The sequence below is a fragment of the Providencia sp. PROV040 genome (genome assembly GCF_032706145.1).
GTDB lineage: Bacteria > Pseudomonadota > Gammaproteobacteria > Enterobacterales > Enterobacteriaceae > Providencia > Providencia hangzhouensis.
Genome location: NZ_CP120531.1, coordinates 25,851 through 42,214 on the forward strand (window position 1 = coordinate 25,851; position 16,364 = coordinate 42,214).

General features: G+C 48.0%; 19 protein-coding genes. 8 read left to right on the plus strand and 11 right to left on the minus strand.

All coding sequences use genetic code 11. The features are described 5' to 3' along the window. Positions 1–32: 32 nt before the first annotated feature. From P3L40_RS22585 to P3L40_RS22600, 4 genes are all read left to right on the plus strand, one after another. The gene (locus P3L40_RS22585) at positions 33–623 is read left to right on the plus strand and encodes a hypothetical protein (RefSeq protein WP_136135247.1); all 591 of its coding nucleotides are present in this window, start codon (positions 33–35) and stop codon (positions 621–623) included. 20 nt (positions 624–643) lie between these two features. Further along, positions 644–1,276 carry a hypothetical protein gene (locus tag P3L40_RS22590; protein ID WP_136135248.1) on the plus strand — a complete coding sequence of 211 codons (633 nt, stop codon included), beginning with the start codon at positions 644–646 and terminating at the stop codon, positions 1,274–1,276. A 15-nt stretch (positions 1,277–1,291) separates the two neighbouring features. Next, entirely contained in the window at positions 1,292–1,897 is a 606-nt protein-coding gene (locus P3L40_RS22595; protein ID WP_131680304.1) for a DUF2913 family protein, read from the plus strand. 126 nt (positions 1,898–2,023) lie between these two features. Further along, positions 2,024–3,463 carry an IS1182 family transposase gene (locus tag P3L40_RS22600; protein ID WP_136135612.1) on the plus strand — a complete coding sequence of 480 codons (1,440 nt, stop codon included), beginning with the start codon at positions 2,024–2,026 and terminating at the stop codon, positions 3,461–3,463. 109 nt (positions 3,464–3,572) lie between these two features. Here P3L40_RS22600 and P3L40_RS22605 read toward each other — a convergent pair whose 3' ends face one another. From P3L40_RS22605 to P3L40_RS22640, 8 genes are all read right to left on the minus strand, one after another. Beyond that, positions 3,573–4,124, minus strand: coding sequence for a hypothetical protein (locus P3L40_RS22605; protein ID WP_131680355.1), 552 nt, complete (start codon positions 4,122–4,124; stop codon positions 3,573–3,575). 191 nt (positions 4,125–4,315) lie between these two features. Next, positions 4,316–5,404 carry a hypothetical protein gene (locus P3L40_RS22610; RefSeq protein ID WP_094962228.1) on the minus strand — a complete coding sequence of 363 codons (1,089 nt, stop codon included), beginning with the start codon at positions 5,402–5,404 and terminating at the stop codon, positions 4,316–4,318. A 291-nt stretch (positions 5,405–5,695) separates the two neighbouring features. After that, positions 5,696–6,766 (minus strand): restriction endonuclease, encoded by a 1,071-nt coding sequence (locus P3L40_RS22615; RefSeq protein WP_131680354.1) that lies wholly within the window; start codon positions 6,764–6,766, stop codon positions 5,696–5,698. Positions 6,767–6,775: 9 nt separating this feature from the next. Further along, the gene (locus tag P3L40_RS22620; RefSeq protein ID WP_094962229.1) at positions 6,776–7,147 is read right to left on the minus strand and encodes a hypothetical protein; all 372 of its coding nucleotides are present in this window, start codon (positions 7,145–7,147) and stop codon (positions 6,776–6,778) included. A 20-nt stretch (positions 7,148–7,167) separates the two neighbouring features. After that, positions 7,168–7,605 carry a hypothetical protein gene (locus P3L40_RS22625; RefSeq protein ID WP_131680353.1) on the minus strand — a complete coding sequence of 146 codons (438 nt, stop codon included), beginning with the start codon at positions 7,603–7,605 and terminating at the stop codon, positions 7,168–7,170. Between the two features lie 4 nt (positions 7,606–7,609). Continuing rightward, a complete protein-coding gene (locus P3L40_RS22630; RefSeq protein ID WP_131680352.1) occupies positions 7,610–8,245 on the minus strand; it encodes a hypothetical protein in 636 nt (211 codons plus the stop codon). Next, positions 8,235–8,978 carry a signal peptidase I gene (gene lepB / locus P3L40_RS22635; RefSeq protein ID WP_094962232.1) on the minus strand — a complete coding sequence of 248 codons (744 nt, stop codon included), beginning with the start codon at positions 8,976–8,978 and terminating at the stop codon, positions 8,235–8,237. The genes P3L40_RS22630 and lepB overlap by 11 nt, the downstream gene beginning before the upstream one ends. Continuing rightward, on the minus strand, positions 8,975–9,394 hold the full coding sequence (locus P3L40_RS22640) for a hypothetical protein (RefSeq protein ID WP_136135145.1): 420 nt from the start codon (positions 9,392–9,394) through the stop codon (positions 8,975–8,977). Before P3L40_RS22640 ends, lepB begins: the two co-directional genes overlap by 4 nt. A 182-nt stretch (positions 9,395–9,576) precedes the next feature. Between P3L40_RS22640 and P3L40_RS22645 the strand changes: the two genes are divergently transcribed. From P3L40_RS22645 to P3L40_RS22655, 3 genes are all read left to right on the plus strand, one after another. Further along, on the plus strand, positions 9,577–10,362 hold the full coding sequence (locus P3L40_RS22645; RefSeq protein WP_131680350.1) for a hypothetical protein: 786 nt from the start codon (positions 9,577–9,579) through the stop codon (positions 10,360–10,362). 1 nt (position 10,363) lies between these two features. Beyond that, complete coding sequence (locus P3L40_RS22650) at positions 10,364–11,473, plus strand: toxic anion resistance protein (protein WP_163768302.1); 1,110 nt, start codon at positions 10,364–10,366, stop codon at positions 11,471–11,473. A 71-nt stretch (positions 11,474–11,544) separates the two neighbouring features. Beyond that, the gene (locus P3L40_RS22655) at positions 11,545–12,525 is read left to right on the plus strand and encodes a hypothetical protein (protein WP_131680349.1); all 981 of its coding nucleotides are present in this window, start codon (positions 11,545–11,547) and stop codon (positions 12,523–12,525) included. 43 nt (positions 12,526–12,568) lie between these two features. On the opposite strand, the gene P3L40_RS22660 is transcribed toward P3L40_RS22655, so the two are convergent. After that, complete coding sequence (locus P3L40_RS22660; protein ID WP_094962237.1) at positions 12,569–12,760, minus strand: hypothetical protein; 192 nt, start codon at positions 12,758–12,760, stop codon at positions 12,569–12,571. 192 nt (positions 12,761–12,952) lie between these two features. On the opposite strand from P3L40_RS22660, the gene P3L40_RS22665 reads away from it, so the two are divergent. After that, entirely contained in the window at positions 12,953–13,258 is a 306-nt protein-coding gene (locus P3L40_RS22665) for a hypothetical protein (RefSeq protein WP_094962238.1), read from the plus strand. A 124-nt stretch (positions 13,259–13,382) separates the two neighbouring features. Here the strand turns inward: P3L40_RS22665 and P3L40_RS22670 are convergent, their stop codons facing one another. Then, complete coding sequence (locus P3L40_RS22670) at positions 13,383–14,822, minus strand: IS1182 family transposase (protein WP_136135613.1); 1,440 nt, start codon at positions 14,820–14,822, stop codon at positions 13,383–13,385. A 109-nt stretch (positions 14,823–14,931) separates the two neighbouring features. Then, entirely contained in the window at positions 14,932–16,233 is a 1,302-nt protein-coding gene (locus P3L40_RS22675) for a hypothetical protein (RefSeq protein ID WP_131680348.1), read from the minus strand. Positions 16,234–16,364 lie beyond the last annotated feature (131 nt).

The following is a 16,364-nucleotide window of genomic DNA, read 5'->3' on the forward strand; positions in this document are numbered from 1 at the left end:
GCGATCGGAGCGCGCATTCGGAGCATATGAATATGGATAAGACAGACATTCAACTGTACCTGCAACGGCAGAGTAGTAGCCGTATGCTGAAGGTCACGATGTTTATTGAAAATATCCTCTTGTCGGCTGTGCTGACACCAATGTTAATTTTTGTGGTCTTGTATGGCCTTACTTATTTATGCACCCATCTGGTTGGATTCGGCGACTCAGAATTTCACCGTGTAATGGATCTGGCGGGGTACTACGCGCTGGGTTGTGGTGGAATCCTGGTGTTAACTCGTCTGTTCTTCTATGGGGCTTTTCCAAAGTTCAAGGCTCTGTTAACAGTCAGTGAAATTGAATTGCTTTATACGGTGTCTATGGATGCCTACGACAAATTGGGCTATGGCCCAGAGGACGAGCGTCCCGCCATTGACTACCTCAATGCAGTTGTGATGTCCGGTGTGCCGATGAGCGCGGTGCATACCCGAACTGTGGATGCCATGCTTTTCCGGGCAAAAAAAGAGAAAGACAATCACGATGCTCGCCTTAAGGCGGAAAACAATATTAATGCGCTGACTGACAGCATTGCAAAAGCGGGTCTGGCTCTGGATACATCCTCGTTAGAACACCCAGACCACTAACATTGCCGGAAGAGGCTACAATGATCCTTGATACGACTGATGTTGAACTGTACCTTAAAAAACAAGCTACTTGCCCCAGAATGAAATTGACCAATTTCATGGAAAGTTATTCTGCCGCTTGCTTATATACCATTGCTATCGTTTTTCTTCTTTTGTATGCCATCATGCAGTTTTTGTATCGCAGTGAAGCGCATCCATCCGCACAACTCACCGAGTTCATGATGCTGGCGGTCTATCCTGCTTCGTTCTCAGCCATTTTGTTAACGTTTACTTTGTTGTTTTTCTCCGGATGGCTCCCTCGGTACAATGCCATGATGTCGGTGGATGATATTCAACGCATATATGCGTCACTGAATCGTGAGTATGGTGAAATGCATTATCCCCCTGCTGATGAGCGTCCAGCGATAGACTACCTCAACACCCTGATCGAAACGGCTATTCCGATGGATGTCACGCATTTGCGACGCGCACGACAATTAATGCACCGTGATACAAAAGCCGATGACCTCCGGGCGCGTAGTATTAGCGCAGCAAGTGAGCTTTTGAAGGTGTCACAGTCAATTGTCATCTCTACACAGGCGCAGGAAAACGATGACAAGCACATTAGCGAAGTTTCGGGTAATATAGCGCTTGTAAACAAAAACGAAACATAGGCAACATTTGACGTCATGAACCAAACAAAAACCACCTTGAACCAAATGAGTGCGCATCTTGCCTGGTGCGCACTGGCTGCATTGGGGATTGCCAAAAGAGATGGCCGTGCAAACGGCAATGTGCAAGAGCATCTTTTTCTCTTTGAATGGTTGAAACTGGCTATGCGGCAAAAACGTTTTTCCAAAGATGTTGCCCCTGATCTGCGCTGGCTTATCCGTCAAGGGGAAAATCATCCCATGAATGCTAAGCTGAAGGAAAAGCTTCAATACTTGTACGACAGCGGAACGGGCAAACTGACCGCTAAAAACGACTTGTATCGACTGACAACGATCTTAGGGACACTATCGCAAATGGGCTGGCCGTACTCTCTGTTGACGGAAGAGGAATGGCTGAAGATGGACATCGCACGATTGAATGCCAACACGGACTACCTGCGGATCCGAAAAGCTTCCTTAGACCACGGGTTTAATAACGACGGAACACAAACCTCCGCCGTCGAAGTGGTGTTAACGGGAAGAACGGATAAAGTCGAAGCGCTACTGGCTTCTTGTTGCTGGGCTCTATCCAATACTGAATCGGCTCAAAAGCCATGTTTTCACCTGCTAGCGTTGGCTGATTAGCTGTAAGCGCTGAGTCAAACCCAAGAAAGAGCCTTTATCAAAGGCTCTCAGACTGCTGACAAAGTCCTCGCTTTTTAGTGAGGACTTTGATCTAATAAGGTTAGTACAAATAATGAGCTAACCGATATGTTAAAAGAACCTTCTCCTCAGCAATATCAATTCGAAACTATCACACTCGATGAGTTGGTGCCTGAAGACCATCTTGTTCGTAAAGTCGATGCGATTATGGACTTTGAATTTATTCGTGATGCCGTTGCTCACCTTTATTGTCCCAATAACGGGCGACCTGCGATTGACCCTGTTCGTCTTATTAAAATGATGCTGTTAGGCTATCTGTTTGGTATCCCATCAGAGCGAAAACTGGTTAAAGAAATCCAAGTCAATATGGCTTATCGTTGGTTTTTACGCATGGGGTTAACGGAGAAAGTGCCCGATGCTTCAACATTGAGCCAAAATCGTATTCGCCGATTTAATGACAGTGATATTTTCCAGCAGATATTTGACCATGTCGTTGAACAAGCCATCAGTGGAGGCATGGCGAATGGACGCGTTCTTTATACTGACAGTACCCACTTGAAAGCCAACGCGAACCCGCACAAAGCCATTAATGAAGAGCGTCCCATCGCCCCAAGTGAATATATTGAACAACTCAATGTCGCTGTCGAAAGAGACCGGAAAAATCACGCAAAAAAGCCGTTACCCGACGCAAAAAAATCCAACGAAAACAGCGCCGTCAAAAACACTAAAGTAAGTACCACTGACCCTGAAAGTGGTTTTATGCATCGGGACAATAAACCCAAAGGCTTCTTTTATCTTGACCATCGTACGGTTGATGGAAAGCACGGTATCATTATGGACACCCATGTCACCGCAGGAAATGTGCACGATAGCCAGCCTTACATTGGCCGATTACAGCGTCAAATTGAACGTTTTAATCTTAACCCCATTGCCGCAGGCGTGGATGCCGGTTACTTCACCGCCCCCGTTTGTCATCTCGCGAAAGAAATGAGTATCGCTCTTGTTCCTGGTTATCGACGTCCCAATAAAGGGCAAAATGCGTATCAAAAAAAACATTTTTACTATGATGCACAGCGCGATGTGTATGTGTGTCCAACCGAAGCGCTTTTAACCTACAGTACAACTGACCGTAATGGTTATAAACATTACAAATCCAATATGGCTCAATGCCAATTATGCGAACATCGACAATCGTGTACTCAAAACAAAAAAGGACAAAAAACAATCACTCGACATGTATGGGAAGAAGCGAAAGAGTGGTCAAATACGTTACGGCTAAGCAAGTGGGGTAAAAAAATCTACGCAAGACGAAAAGAGACGGTAGAAAGAAGTTTTGCCGATGCCAAACAACATCATGGTCACCGTTATGCGCGGTTCCGTGGGTTAAATAAAGTGCAAATGCAGTGCTTATTAGCAGCTGTTGCACAAAATATGAAGAAGATGGCGCTACTGGCGCTTCTTTTTTACTTTTTTAAGTTAATACAAAGCCAATTAAAGGCATATAGAACGGAATATAGCTTGAGAAAGTTATTGATGATGGGATTTTAGAAAAATATCGCGATCGCGACCTTCGGTCGCTAACACAATAAACCCCATGCTAAAAACATGGGGTTCGTCATCAATCTGACCACTCAATATTTTGAGTGGTTTTTTTTGTTCAACGCAGAATGGCATGGAGCTCGTCTTCGTTTGTATCCACAAAGAACATCTCCCATAGCTTTTTCGCTAAAGTTGGATTGACGATACTCACTTTGGAAATAGGCATTACACGACTCAATCCCAGCCCCATAAAATGCTCATATAGCATGCGGGAATGTCCACCAAAAACGTTTAGTGGCTGATTGAGAAGATATACAGCCTCAGCCATCGTCAAGCCTTCAACCTGCAACGTATAGCCCAGCGCGCGAGAACAGATTTCACGCATCACGCCGCGCTTAACCCGATAGATTTCATCTTCAGGGAAGTGCTTCGGTAACTCGCTGCGAGCACAGGTTGTAGGATCAATACCGTCAATATAGCAGGCCGTATCATTCTCAATTCGGTATTGTGGCTCACCACTGTCATCGGTGTTTTGCAAACATCCGACGGGGTCAAGAATGGTGCCATCCTCCAGGACTAACCAACCATATTGCGTATGAGCTACTGAAAAAACGCCGTGGTCACCTTCGTTTACAGCGTCTTTATGTCGTGTTAGCCGAGTACCCAACATTGCCTTACCACCGAATATACCTCGTTGAAGAAGCGCTCGGCATATCAGGTATGAATGTTGAGGTGTCCACTGGGCGTGAGGAATACTGATACAGTAGCCCGTCGCGATGAGACGGACCCCGTCAATAAGAGGGCTTATCATATAGACTCCGATAAAAAAGGCGCATCAAGGATACGCCTGTCCCATATATATTACTTTTTCGACTTCGACTTCAGTTCCGGCTCCGCCGAGGTGTAACGAAGGGAATCAGTACGCAGGCTAGGCTCACCGACACCTTGCAGAATGAGTGAGTAAGTACGCTTGCCAGCAACGATAAACAGATCCGTTGCTTGCGACCAGGTGGCCTTATTGTCACTGCGTTGGACACGGAGAATGCCGCCTGGCAGCAACTTTAATTGCCAACCTTTCTCGTCAGACAGGTAGGCGCTAATGTCTTCACCTTTATTCGTTGGCAGCAGGAAGATTTTTGCCGCGAAGGTGCTATAGAGGTAGACCGTATCCTGTTGTTGAGATTTGTACTCAACCTTCAGCGCCGACCCAGTATAGTTCAAATCAGAGCCCGTCATGTCCTGGGTCTGAGCGAATTGATTTTTCGCAGGGAGCTCAACACGCTCCAGACGGATGGGCTCAGGCGCTGGCACTGGTGCTGGCGTTACGGCAGGTGCAGGTACAGTTTTGGTCGGCTCAGGGACTGATTCTGCCACAGGAGCGACATCAGCGCCCTGAGGTTTTTCTTCAGTAATCCCAAACTTGGCTGGGTCATATTCTCGCTTTTCGCTGGCCGTTTCGGTTACCGCTTGAGCCTCTTTAACGATCTCTTCAGCTGGGATAACTTCAGTTGTAGGGGTAGCCGGAGTAACCTCTTCGACGTTAACTGGCACTTCGGTTTCAGCCTGATTGTTTTTCTTCAGCTGCGCAATTTCCAGAGCAGGTGTTTCCGGCACGTTTTCGCTTGCCGTCGTCACCGGGTCAGAATCAGGCTGTGCAGGTTCAGTGGCTTGAGCGCCGCTGTTTTCGATGTCCGCTTTGACTTTGTCGGTCAGCGCGATACCGTCATTACTGATATCGACCGACAACGCTTCGACTTTCTCAGCAGGAGTTTTATCACTGGTCAAAATCACTGCCGTCATCGCACCCCCTGCGATAATGGCTGCGACGATCACCGAAAGTACCGTTTTCTTCGATACTTTCTTCGTTGTCTCAGGCGCGGCCGCTTCCGCAGAGCGTTCACGCAAAATTTCCTGACCGTATTCAGCGCCAGTGCCGCGTTTATCAGTCATCTGTTTCCCCTCGAATTTATTCATACACATTACCGATAGCCGCAACGTTCGTTATGTTTACCCCGTCGCAGTTCAGCCTCTTTAACAAACCCCGCAGAACGGAGTCCATGATCAGCAGTGTTACCCTCACTGCCAGATTGGATTGCCCGGTGATTATAGCGGCATTGTTTCCGCTGCCGAAATTCAGAAGGCCGAAAACGTCTGCGTTTTGTTCTCCTTTTCGCACGGGGATGGGGATAAAAAAAGAACGCCGATTATCGGCGCTCTATGAACGGAGGGAAGGTTGAACAACTACAATTCGCGAGTACCGCGACAGTCTGGGAATAGAGAGCAACCAAAGAAAGCTGACTTAGCTGATTTTCGAAGCACCATCTTTCCACCACATACCGGACACAACGGCTCTTTCGCATCAATGGATTGAGTGGTTGCAGGTGGCATGGAAGGGTTTTGCTCCAATTCTCCATTCCCTTTAATCATTTCGATCAGCTGTGTGCCGTCGAGTAAAACAACCTTTCCTTTCACATTCTCGCGCTGAACGAACTTCCATGCCTCATCGGTGAATAGGCCAGACGTGATAATGAATCCACGGCGAAAACCGTCGGCTAGCACAACACCGAATATTTCACGGACAATCGCCACACCAACACGGTTAGTTTTCCAGTGTTTGCATTGAACCATTTCCCTGTGGCCGAAACCCATAAGCTCAATATCCACACCGCCGTCCGCACCAGCTTGAGTAACACGAGCGCGATAGCCTTTCGTTTCAAAGAACTTGCAAACCACTTTTTCGAACTGATCCCAGGTCATCCGCTCTAAGACCTGACGTGCATTGACAACCCCTTTAAGCTTGCTCAGCGCTCGGCCAGAAGCCGATAACTGTAGATACTTAACGACAGTCCCAACGAAGAAACACAAGCCGATATAAAATAGGAAAGCGCCAACCAGCAATGGGAGTTTGGCATGGAGCAGGTTCATGACAGAGACCATTTTGTCTTCAACCTTTTCGCCAGGCGGGAACAATACATCGACCATTGCTTGACTGATAGCACTTTGATACCCATAACCGTAGAGCAGCATAGCGATAGCCGCGACAGGGAGCCCGACATAGACACGAAATAGCAACGTGGACTGAGGGGCATTTAAGGTGCGCCAGTTTTCTTTTCTGAACCACGTTCCGACAACAACCCTACCAGAGAGTGTAAATAACAGAAAAATGGACAATGTCAGCAACAAGGAAATTAGCTGAATTTTTGCACTTCCCACAAATACCGTATTGAGCACAATAATCAGGCCCGATACACCATAGAAGCGGATCCGCATTGCCTTTTCGGGTGTAACCTGACGTTTCTTTCCTTTCGACATTTACTGCACCTATTTTCGATTTTTAGGCCAAGCCCGGCGAGTCTTCGCTCTCACCGCCAGCTCATTGGAGTTAAGAACCACGATATCGTAGACAGCAATCAGACCCACAATGGACGGCGTGCCGTAAACGATAAGTTCAGGGATTAAGGGTAGGTACGGCGAAATCACCGCGTAGTAAACCACCAGCGATAAGGCATACGCTGCCCAGATATAGTAAATCTCTTTGCGAGCCAGCAAAAACACTGCGGCGCAGAACAGAGCCATATTTCCAACACCGATGATGCGGAATAGCTCAGTCTCATTCTTACTGGCGTATACCGCCAGGGCATAAATACCCGCTATCATTAACATCAAAACGTAGTTTACGACGCGCAAAATCATAAAAACCTCAACAAAGTAGATCAGTCATTTGAATATTCCGAGTTTATCATCGGTATATTCGCTGACGAAATCACCTCAGTATCGGCTGCTGGTACGTACCCGGCCATCGCCTCCTGGTTATCGCATGCGATTTGATTGGGGATCCAGAAACTCCCGTTCGTCGCTTCAACAAACCGAAAGACCATTTGGCAGGGAACATTTAGTACAGACGCGATGATCATCGTCCGGTTGCTCCCATCAATGAATCGGGCGTTTTCATACTGAGCATCCTCTGCTAGCCCTTCATTAAATAAGACTTGTAACGCATCCGGCTCCATCATCGGACCTGGTGTCAACGGCTTGTCCTGCGTTCGCTGTTGCACTGGCGCTGACAGAGGTTTCACAGGCATCGGCTTTCCCGGACCGACGTTAGCGCACCCCCCAAGAATAAGAACCATTAAAACTGACAGGTATTTCATTGCGTCACTCCTTTATGACGATGGAATTGTGGTAATTGAAAAGGTGGACCACCTGTTGAGCCGAGACATCCTCCCAACCCTCAGGCATATCAGGAAGTTCATAGGTCATGGTATCCTCGCGAGCATTCACGGGGATGGAGCACACGAGAGAGAAGTCACCTTTATCGTCGGATATCGCCCATATTTGAGAGAAGCCCACGACAGCCCCAGCGGTAACACGTCGGTTAATACCCAGCATCATGCAGATAGCCCGCTGATACCCCATAGCGCCTGGCTCACCGTAGAGCTCGCTGTCAACACCCAGTGCTGACAAAGCACTCTCGGCCAATTGCATGAGCTCACGAGAGATGGCCTCACCTACAGGGTTGTCATGGCGCAGTGCATAGGGAATATAGTCCGGCTCCGCTAAAAGGGAATCATCCCCGGCCAACTTAAAGCCGGTCACCTTCTGGATATGCTCATAGCGAGAGCGGAAAAAGTAATCTGGCACGCAAAAATCCGGTCCCGAAAAATTGACAAATCCAAGTCGTTCACAGACTGCCAGAGTTTGGGCCCGCCACTCGTTATAGGTTTCAACGCAACGCGCGAATTCAGCCACCATCTCTGGCGACTTTGTCTGATAGAAGGTTTCAATCATCATTGCGGGCACCATCTACATCCTTGCGGATCACTGCCATTTGAGCATCGAGTGCATCGTAAGTGTTGAATGGGTTAAAATTGAACAGCTTGTGCGTGACGCGCGCATCGATCCGTTCAATTGATACCAACCCACGCAAGGGCTTTGGTGTGCCGGGTGGATTTTCCCAGTAGCGACTGTCCCATGAATGGTCTCGGTTGTCCCCGGCCATGAAGTAATAACCTTCTGGAATAACCCAGCGACCTTTCGTCGGGACGTAAGCAGCGCGCGTGTCGATAACAAACCTGTATGGCTTACCGGAGCGTTCATCGTCGGCCGTGAACACCTGAAAACCATCTTTTTCGGCGATTTGCTTGCCCAGAACCTTTCCATTAATCCGGTACATTTTGTCTGCGCCAAACTCAACCAGATCACCGGGGATGCCGATAACGCGTTTGGTATATAGCGTTCGAGGTACGGACGGAGCCTTGAACACAGCAACATCACCGCGCATTAACCGGCCATCGTCCAGCAACCCGCCCAACCTGACCGCTGTGACGTAGTCACCAATCTTATAAGTTGGTTGCATTGACCCCGTGGGAACGCTGTAGACTGCACCAACCCATCGCTCACTGACAAATAATGTCACGGACAAGGTAAGAGCGATAACAAGCCAGGGCTGCGGTTTCCGGCGCTTGATGATATCTCGACCCAAGACGGCCACTAACAGGATAAATAAAATACCGAGCCCATTCATGAACGGGCCTCCTTCAGAGACCGAGCGTAACGGGTCAGTGAATCAGCCAGGCGCATGTAAATAGATAACAGGTAGAAGTGATACGCACCACCTCGCACCATCTTGACGGCCAAAGGATGTTCGGTTTCTTCACCGTCATGCATGATTATGAGGGAGAGATTAACGAATAGGTCATCACGCCCAAAGCGCACACGAGTCACCTGATATGTTCTGACAGGCCGGTAATAACTGCGATACCCGATCACCGCAAACGCCAATAAGAAGAGCCCCAGCAAACCCACCGGAACAACCCAGGTTAGATTTCCTGAAAGACTGAACCAAAAGGCAACAGAGACTGCACCGTCGGCCAGTAATGTGAATATACGGTTGAGCCGTAAGCGGCCTGACAAGATCATCATTGGTACGAATCGGAGCATAAACCCCCCTTGTTTATGGATGCGTACAGGATACCGAACACCTTCTCGACGACTGAGTTTTTTCATCGACAAAACGATGACGAAAAAAGGTTATTTTTTAGGGGAAAATCGACTTCATTTCTTCGTCAGCAGAATTGCTGTGATAGCGTGGATGTAGATTCTATTGAAAAGCAGGAGTGCGCATGTCCACCAGCTTGATTGCCCGGCAAATACCCGCGTTCGTGAATGACGCGATAGGCACGGTTAGCTTTGGCCCCAAATTACTGTCCCACACCGATGACATCATGGATTTCAACGGTAACAAGATGTCTCTGGAAGAAGCGATGAAAGTGGGTGCTGAGGATACGAAAGTAAGCGAATCCGCCTCACGTCTAGTTAAACATCTTGAGGCCTGTGACCCAAAAGTGTACTTCAAACGTAAGACGGGATTTTTGTCCCGCGTCTGGGATGCGCTGACGGGTTCAAATGAAACACGCATGATTGAATTTACCATGAATTGCCGTCGCGTGGATAGGCTGGTGGCACAGGCTCCTTTGATACTGGAGCAGGCGCACAAAGGCGTGTCTATTTTAATGGCGCTAGAACAAATCTACACGCGGGATATTGAAGCGTTGGACGACTACATCAAAGCGGGACGGGCGTTTCTGGTAGAGTGCCGCGGTAGTGGGAATGAGCTGACCGAACAGCAGGAGTACGGGCTAACCCGCTTAGCTCAACGCATCCTTAATTTGGAAGTCACCAAAGCCTCTTCGGAGATGAATAAAGTTCAGGTGGGTATGTTGCTGCATACTGCCGCTACTGATATCGATCTCCTGGAGTCGATTGTAAAAAGCGCCATTCCTATTTGGCACCACCAAATTAAGCAGTTGCGAAGTGGTGCTGCCAATATCGAGATAGATCCAGAAGTTGAAGCGCGCTTTAAGGCGCTGGTAAACAAACTCAATGACAACGTTAAAAAGGGTAGCTGATATGAGTAATACAATTACTATCACCGCAGACCAGATCATTCTGAACAAAGATACTGAGAAGTTTGCTGTCACCCCCGACCAACGTGATCAGGTCGTTGCCGTCGCTAACACCCTTGTGCTGGGAGATCCTAAAAGCGCGCACAACTTTGGCCGCAGTAAATCAGTCAATGGTGCCTATCTGGACAAGTTGTTGGAAAATGTTTATGTCCAGAACCAAGGGGAGGACGGCAAGCGTTTGAATGAAATCGTTGAGCTGGCTCGTGACATCAGCACGTCTGCACAGCCTGGCAAGGTGCAAAAGTTGCTACTCAAAATTCCTGTTGTCGGTTATTACGTTACGCGAGCGCTTCGGCTGGCTTCACGAGCGAATGACCGTTTTGACAACGTCAAAAATCAAGTCGGTTTACTGACGGAAGACATCACCAGTATCTCGGCAGATCTCATTGGTCAAAACAATAACCTCGATATCTTGTATGAGGAAGTTCTGGCTGAAGTGCATGAGTCGGGTATTAACATCGTGGCCGCAGGTTTTGCGATAGAGCAAATTGAAACCGTGTTGAAGGAACGCCGTAAAGCACTGAAGACTGACCCGGAAAATAATTTACTCGCGTTGGAAGTCAGCAATATTGACCACCAATTGACGGTTCTGAAAAAGCGCAAAGTAGACATTATCATGTCGCAGCAAAAATGCTTTGAGGATTTGACCATGATCCGCATGATGCAGCGAAATAACCTCAACATGCTTGATCAGTTTGAAACTATCAAGCGCGTGACACTCCCGTCTGCGAAACGCGGCCATTTGCTGGTGGATCAGGCCACGCAAAGTAATAACCGCTCTAAGCTGGTGCAGGCCGTGGGTGACGTTGTGAATGCGCAGGCGAGACACCAGGCGGATTTGGTCAGCGAGAGCTCTATTCGTATTGCTCGGCAAGGACATCGCCCGGTGTACGACGAATCTACACTTGAGCACATTTCGAACTCTATCGGCGGTGCTGCACGCGAGATTAAACGGATCCAACGTGAAAGCGAAGGGCACTATGCTCGTCTGTCGGAACGTACCGGTAATTGGCAAAAGCAACGCCGTGAGCTGCTATTGGAACTGGCGGATTAATTTCTCAGACGAACAGGCCGGTTATCCGGCCTTCTCATTTTTATTGTCAAATTACCGGAGGGGTAATGGTTATGACAGAGCCGGATTTCATCGCAACGACAAAGCGGATTAAATATAAACGGGATCGGTTATTTGTCTCGGGGGGCATTCTGCTGCTTATATCCGTGGTTTTGTGGCTCTTCAGTATGATGCAACATTATGATGTGGACAGTCTCTATACAATGGCCGAGACCAATCCTGTCGCTATGTCTTTTCACACCGATGATTCTGCGATAGAAGGGCGATTCGATACGCTAGGTAACGTTGTTTCCGGCTATCTCACTTATATTGTGCCATTTTTAGTTGCACTGATGCTTGTTGTGGGAGGGGTTGCTATTGTTCGGTCAGAGGCTTCAATCCTTATAGTTTTGCTTCCCATCATAGGCTTCATTTTTTCAGTAACCATTTTTAGTAATGACGAACCTAAAACGCTCCCCAGCGCGCCCTCAGCTCGGACTGTGGTTCTTATTCCTGCGGGTGAAGCCAATGCATTGCTGAGGGCGATAACAACAGAATACCCAGGCGCTGGCGCGATCTTTAAGGACGCGATGGAGAAGGGAGTTACCGGCAACAACGCAGTTACCGCATTACAAGAAGAAATGCGACAAGGCTATGTATTTGGAAATGCTCGCAAGGCCATGAGCATGAGTGTGGCACTGGCTCAGGCACTGGTAGTGGCAGCGGAGAATACCTCAAGCGAAGATGAGCGGAAGGATCTTCTGGACAAGGCTAGCCGCATTGCGGCTCTCAGTGTCCGTGTTTTGAGAGGATTTGATCTGGTAGAAAAGGAGCTGGCATATCGTTTGTATGAACTTGCACAGCGACTTGATCCAAGCATTGCGAATGAAGCTAAGCCAGCGATTGAATTGAAGTATCAGGAGTCAGCTAAAATGGAAGGCATTTTACGTACACTGAAAGGTGTTTTCCTGATGATGTCAGTGATACTCATCGCGTTGGCGGGTTTTTCTAATCGGAATCTACGCGTGATAAAAAAACTCAAAATGGAAGCTTGATGCACTGCCTAAATGAACAACCCCGGCAAGTCCGGGGTTGCTTTTAATAGTAGCGCTTATTGGGTTCGCTTTCCTCTTCGGATTGAGAGGCCGCTGACATGATAGCCGGAGGTTCTGCGTAATCCTTTCCGTCATCATCGGGCTTCTTAAAGAATTTTGACCAAATGTAGTGACCAGCCAGCAAGGCCACTCCACCACCAATCATAAGCACATCAAACAAATCGAGCTCGCGCATCTATCTTCTCCAGTCAAAAGGGGCACACTCCCAGCTGGCATTTAACGATTTCGGGCAGCGTAGGCAGCCCCCAATTTAACCACGGGCACAGTAACAAAAACATGAAAAAGGGGGACGAAACGAGGGGGAAAAACACCTGGTACCCTATAGGGTCATGAGATAATTGAGACTCTCATCAACGTAGAGGTTTTTATGGCCTTGATTATCCGAGCCGGAACCGGCGAAAGCGACGTCGTAGTCACTGAGTGCAATGAGCAAGGTCTTCTTGACCCTGCATTCGTTCAAAGCGTGCTGAAGGGGTACCCTGAGTTTTCTCAGCTGAGCAAAGGGATCACGTTGAATGGCGTGATTTTCGATCGCGTCCTCATAAATGAAGACGCCAAACACAGCGACCTGGAGCTGAATGAACGAGCCACTACGCTGCTGGAGGAACTTATTTGCCTGGAAGGGCCGATCGTCGGTGATGTGTTGTTGTTAACCGCAGGGGAGCACTACTGACGAGACGTTAACTGGCAGCAATAAAAAGGCAACCAAGAGGTTGCCTCAGATTGATGACGAACCCCATGTTTTTAGCATGGGGTTTATTGTTTTAGCGACCGAAGGTCGCGATCGCGATATTTTTCTAAAATTCCATCGGCGATATTTGTCTTGGCCTATATTTCGTTCTATATAAGGCTAATTGACCTTTCATGTGTCCAAAAATATAAAAAAGAAGCGCCAGCAGCGCCATCTTCTTGATATTTTGCGCTGTGGCCGCTAATAAGCACTGCATTTGAACTTTACTCAGCCCACGGAACCGCGCATAGCGGTGACCATGATGTTGTTTGGCATCCGCAAAGCTTCTTTCTACCGTCTCTTTTCGCCTTGCATACACTTTTTTTCCCCATTTAGTCAGTCTTAACGCATTTGACCATTCCTTCGCTTCCTCCCAGACATGTCGGGTCACGGTTTTTTCGGCCTTCTGATTTTGCGTACAGGATGAACGATGTTCACAGCCTTGGCATTGCTGACGGTTTGATTTGTAATGCTTATAGCCATTTCGGTCGGTTGTACAGTAAGTGAGCTGTTCTCCAGCGGGACACACATACACATCGCGCTTCGCATCATATTGGAAGTGTTTCTTTTGATACGTATTTTGGCCTTTATTGGGGCGTCGATAACCAGGCACGAGAGCGATACTCATTTCTTTCGCAAGGTGACAAACAGGGGCGGTAAAGTAACCAGCATCGACGCCTGCTGCCACGGTATTCAGGTTAAAGCGGGCAATTTGTCGTTGCAATCGACCAATATAAGGTTGGCTATCATGGACATTGCCCGCTGTAACGTGGGTATCCATGATGATGCCATGTTTGCCATCCACGGTACGATGGTCGAGGTAAAAGAAGCCTTTGGGCTTGTTATCCCGATGCATAAAACCACTTTCAGGATCCGTCGTGCTCACTTTAGTGTTTTTGACGGCGCTGTTTCCGTTGGATTTTTTTGCGTCGGGTAACGGCTTTTTTGCATGGTTTTTCCGGTCTTTTTCGACGGCAGCATTGAGCTGTTCAATATATTCACTTGGTGCAATGGGACGCTCTTCGTTAATGGCTTTGCGCGGGTTTGCATCCGCTTTTAAGTGAGTACTGTCGGTGTAAAGGACTCGTCCATTCGCCATGCCACCACTAATGGCCTGCTCAACAACACGGTCAAAAATCTGTTGGAAAATCTCACTGTCATTGAAACGACGAATACGATTTTGGCTAAGAGTTGACGCATCGGGGACTTTTTCCGTTAATCCCATACGAAGAAACCAGCGATAAGCCATGTTGACTTGGATTTCTTTCACTAACTTACGCTCTGATGGGACACCAAACAGATAGCCTAACAACATCATTTTAATCAGGCGGACAGGATCAATCGCGGGACGGCCATTATTCGGGCAATAAAGGTGGGCAACGGCATCACGAATAAATTCGAAGTCCATAATAGCATCGACTTTGCGAACGAGATGGTCTTCAGGAACGAGTTCATCAAGAGTGACAGTTTCGAACTGATATTGTTGAGGAGAAGGTTCTTTTAGCATATCGGTTAGCTCATTATTTGCACTAACCTTATTAGATCAAAGTCCTCAATAAAAAGCGAGGACTTTGTCAGCAGTCTGAGGCAACCAAGAGGTTGCCTTTTCTTTTGGGTCATCCCAGTGGGTGAGGATATTTGAGCCACCAATCGGGTGAATGCAGGAAGTTTCCTTTTTCCGTCCAGCCAGCCCCGATCAGTTGATCTTTGACAAAATCAGGCTGTCTGCGCAGCGTGTCAATGGAGACCTCATTGACAATGCAGACTTTGCCTTTTTCGCCCTCAACGTCACTTTTAATGTAACGCGAGAGGCCGATAAGTTGAATGCGTGAGCAGATTGCGCCTGCCGTTCGATCCATCTTTTTAGCGATTACGTCTGGTGAATGATGCTCCCCAAGCAACGTGAACAAAAATTTGTAGTTGCCGGAGAACCATAATTTACCGTTGCGCGTTTTTTCACGCGCAGGTGCGGGTTGACGTTTTTGACTGGCGTTTGGCGGTGTTGAAGCGGCGTTCTCGACGGGTTTTTCTGCCAAAGGGGCAGCTTGCGGCTCGGCAGCCTCAATGGCCTGTCGTTTGGCATTAACGGCCTTCAACAAACTGGCTGCGGCCAGCAAGTTATCATTACTGTGGACCGGGGCTTTCGTTTCTGTGGATGAAACCTTCAGCGGCCATGAACCTGGCACCAGATCAGTGATCTGGGTTGCGTCAGACCACCAGGTTGGCGCGGTTAATTGCAGACCATCAATGAGCCAGCCATTATGCAACATAGGCAGCACATCAAAATAACGCATCTTCGACAGCACTCGCGGCTGAATAGTCGCACACATCCAGACCTTGGCTTCTCCGGAGTCTTCTGCGGTCCCGACGCGTACCAGCCCCATGATTGAAAGTTGCTGTATAATGTTGGACATACTGCGCATGAGAACTTGGGTCAATGCTTCTTTACTTGGCCGCTGTGATAGCGCAGCCAGCATCATGCCCACATCTTCCGGCGTCCAAGGCTTACCGTTATTCAGTAGGTGGACAGTGCGTCGGGTAGGCGCGTTAGCATCATCGTTATAACGAAACGCGAGAGCAGGGCGTGATGTCCACCACTCAGGCGACCGCAATGATTGCTCACCACGCCATACCTGTGGGGCCCATCCCATTTCGGTCAGGTTACGATAAATGCCTGTCATCGTTTTTCCCAGGCAAGCAATACCGACCTGGTGATTCGGCACCAATGTTATCTGGCTGAGGTCATCAATGTTTTCACAAACGGCAATATACAAATCCATTGCAATACACTTGCGTTGAATTTCTTCTACGTCCTTACCGATAACTGACGATAAGGCTGTAAAAGAGTAGTTATCCTTCAGCCCCTTCACAAGCTTGAGTTCGTCAGTAATCGACCACGCGATGTTCTCTTGGGTCATGTTGAGATCCTAGTTGATTACTACAGTGCTGATATTTTAACCGAGGCAAAGTCATTATCGAAATTTCACGACCTATTTTACACAGAGTTATGTACAGAATTTGTGGATAAAATGACGACTAAAAAACTTGA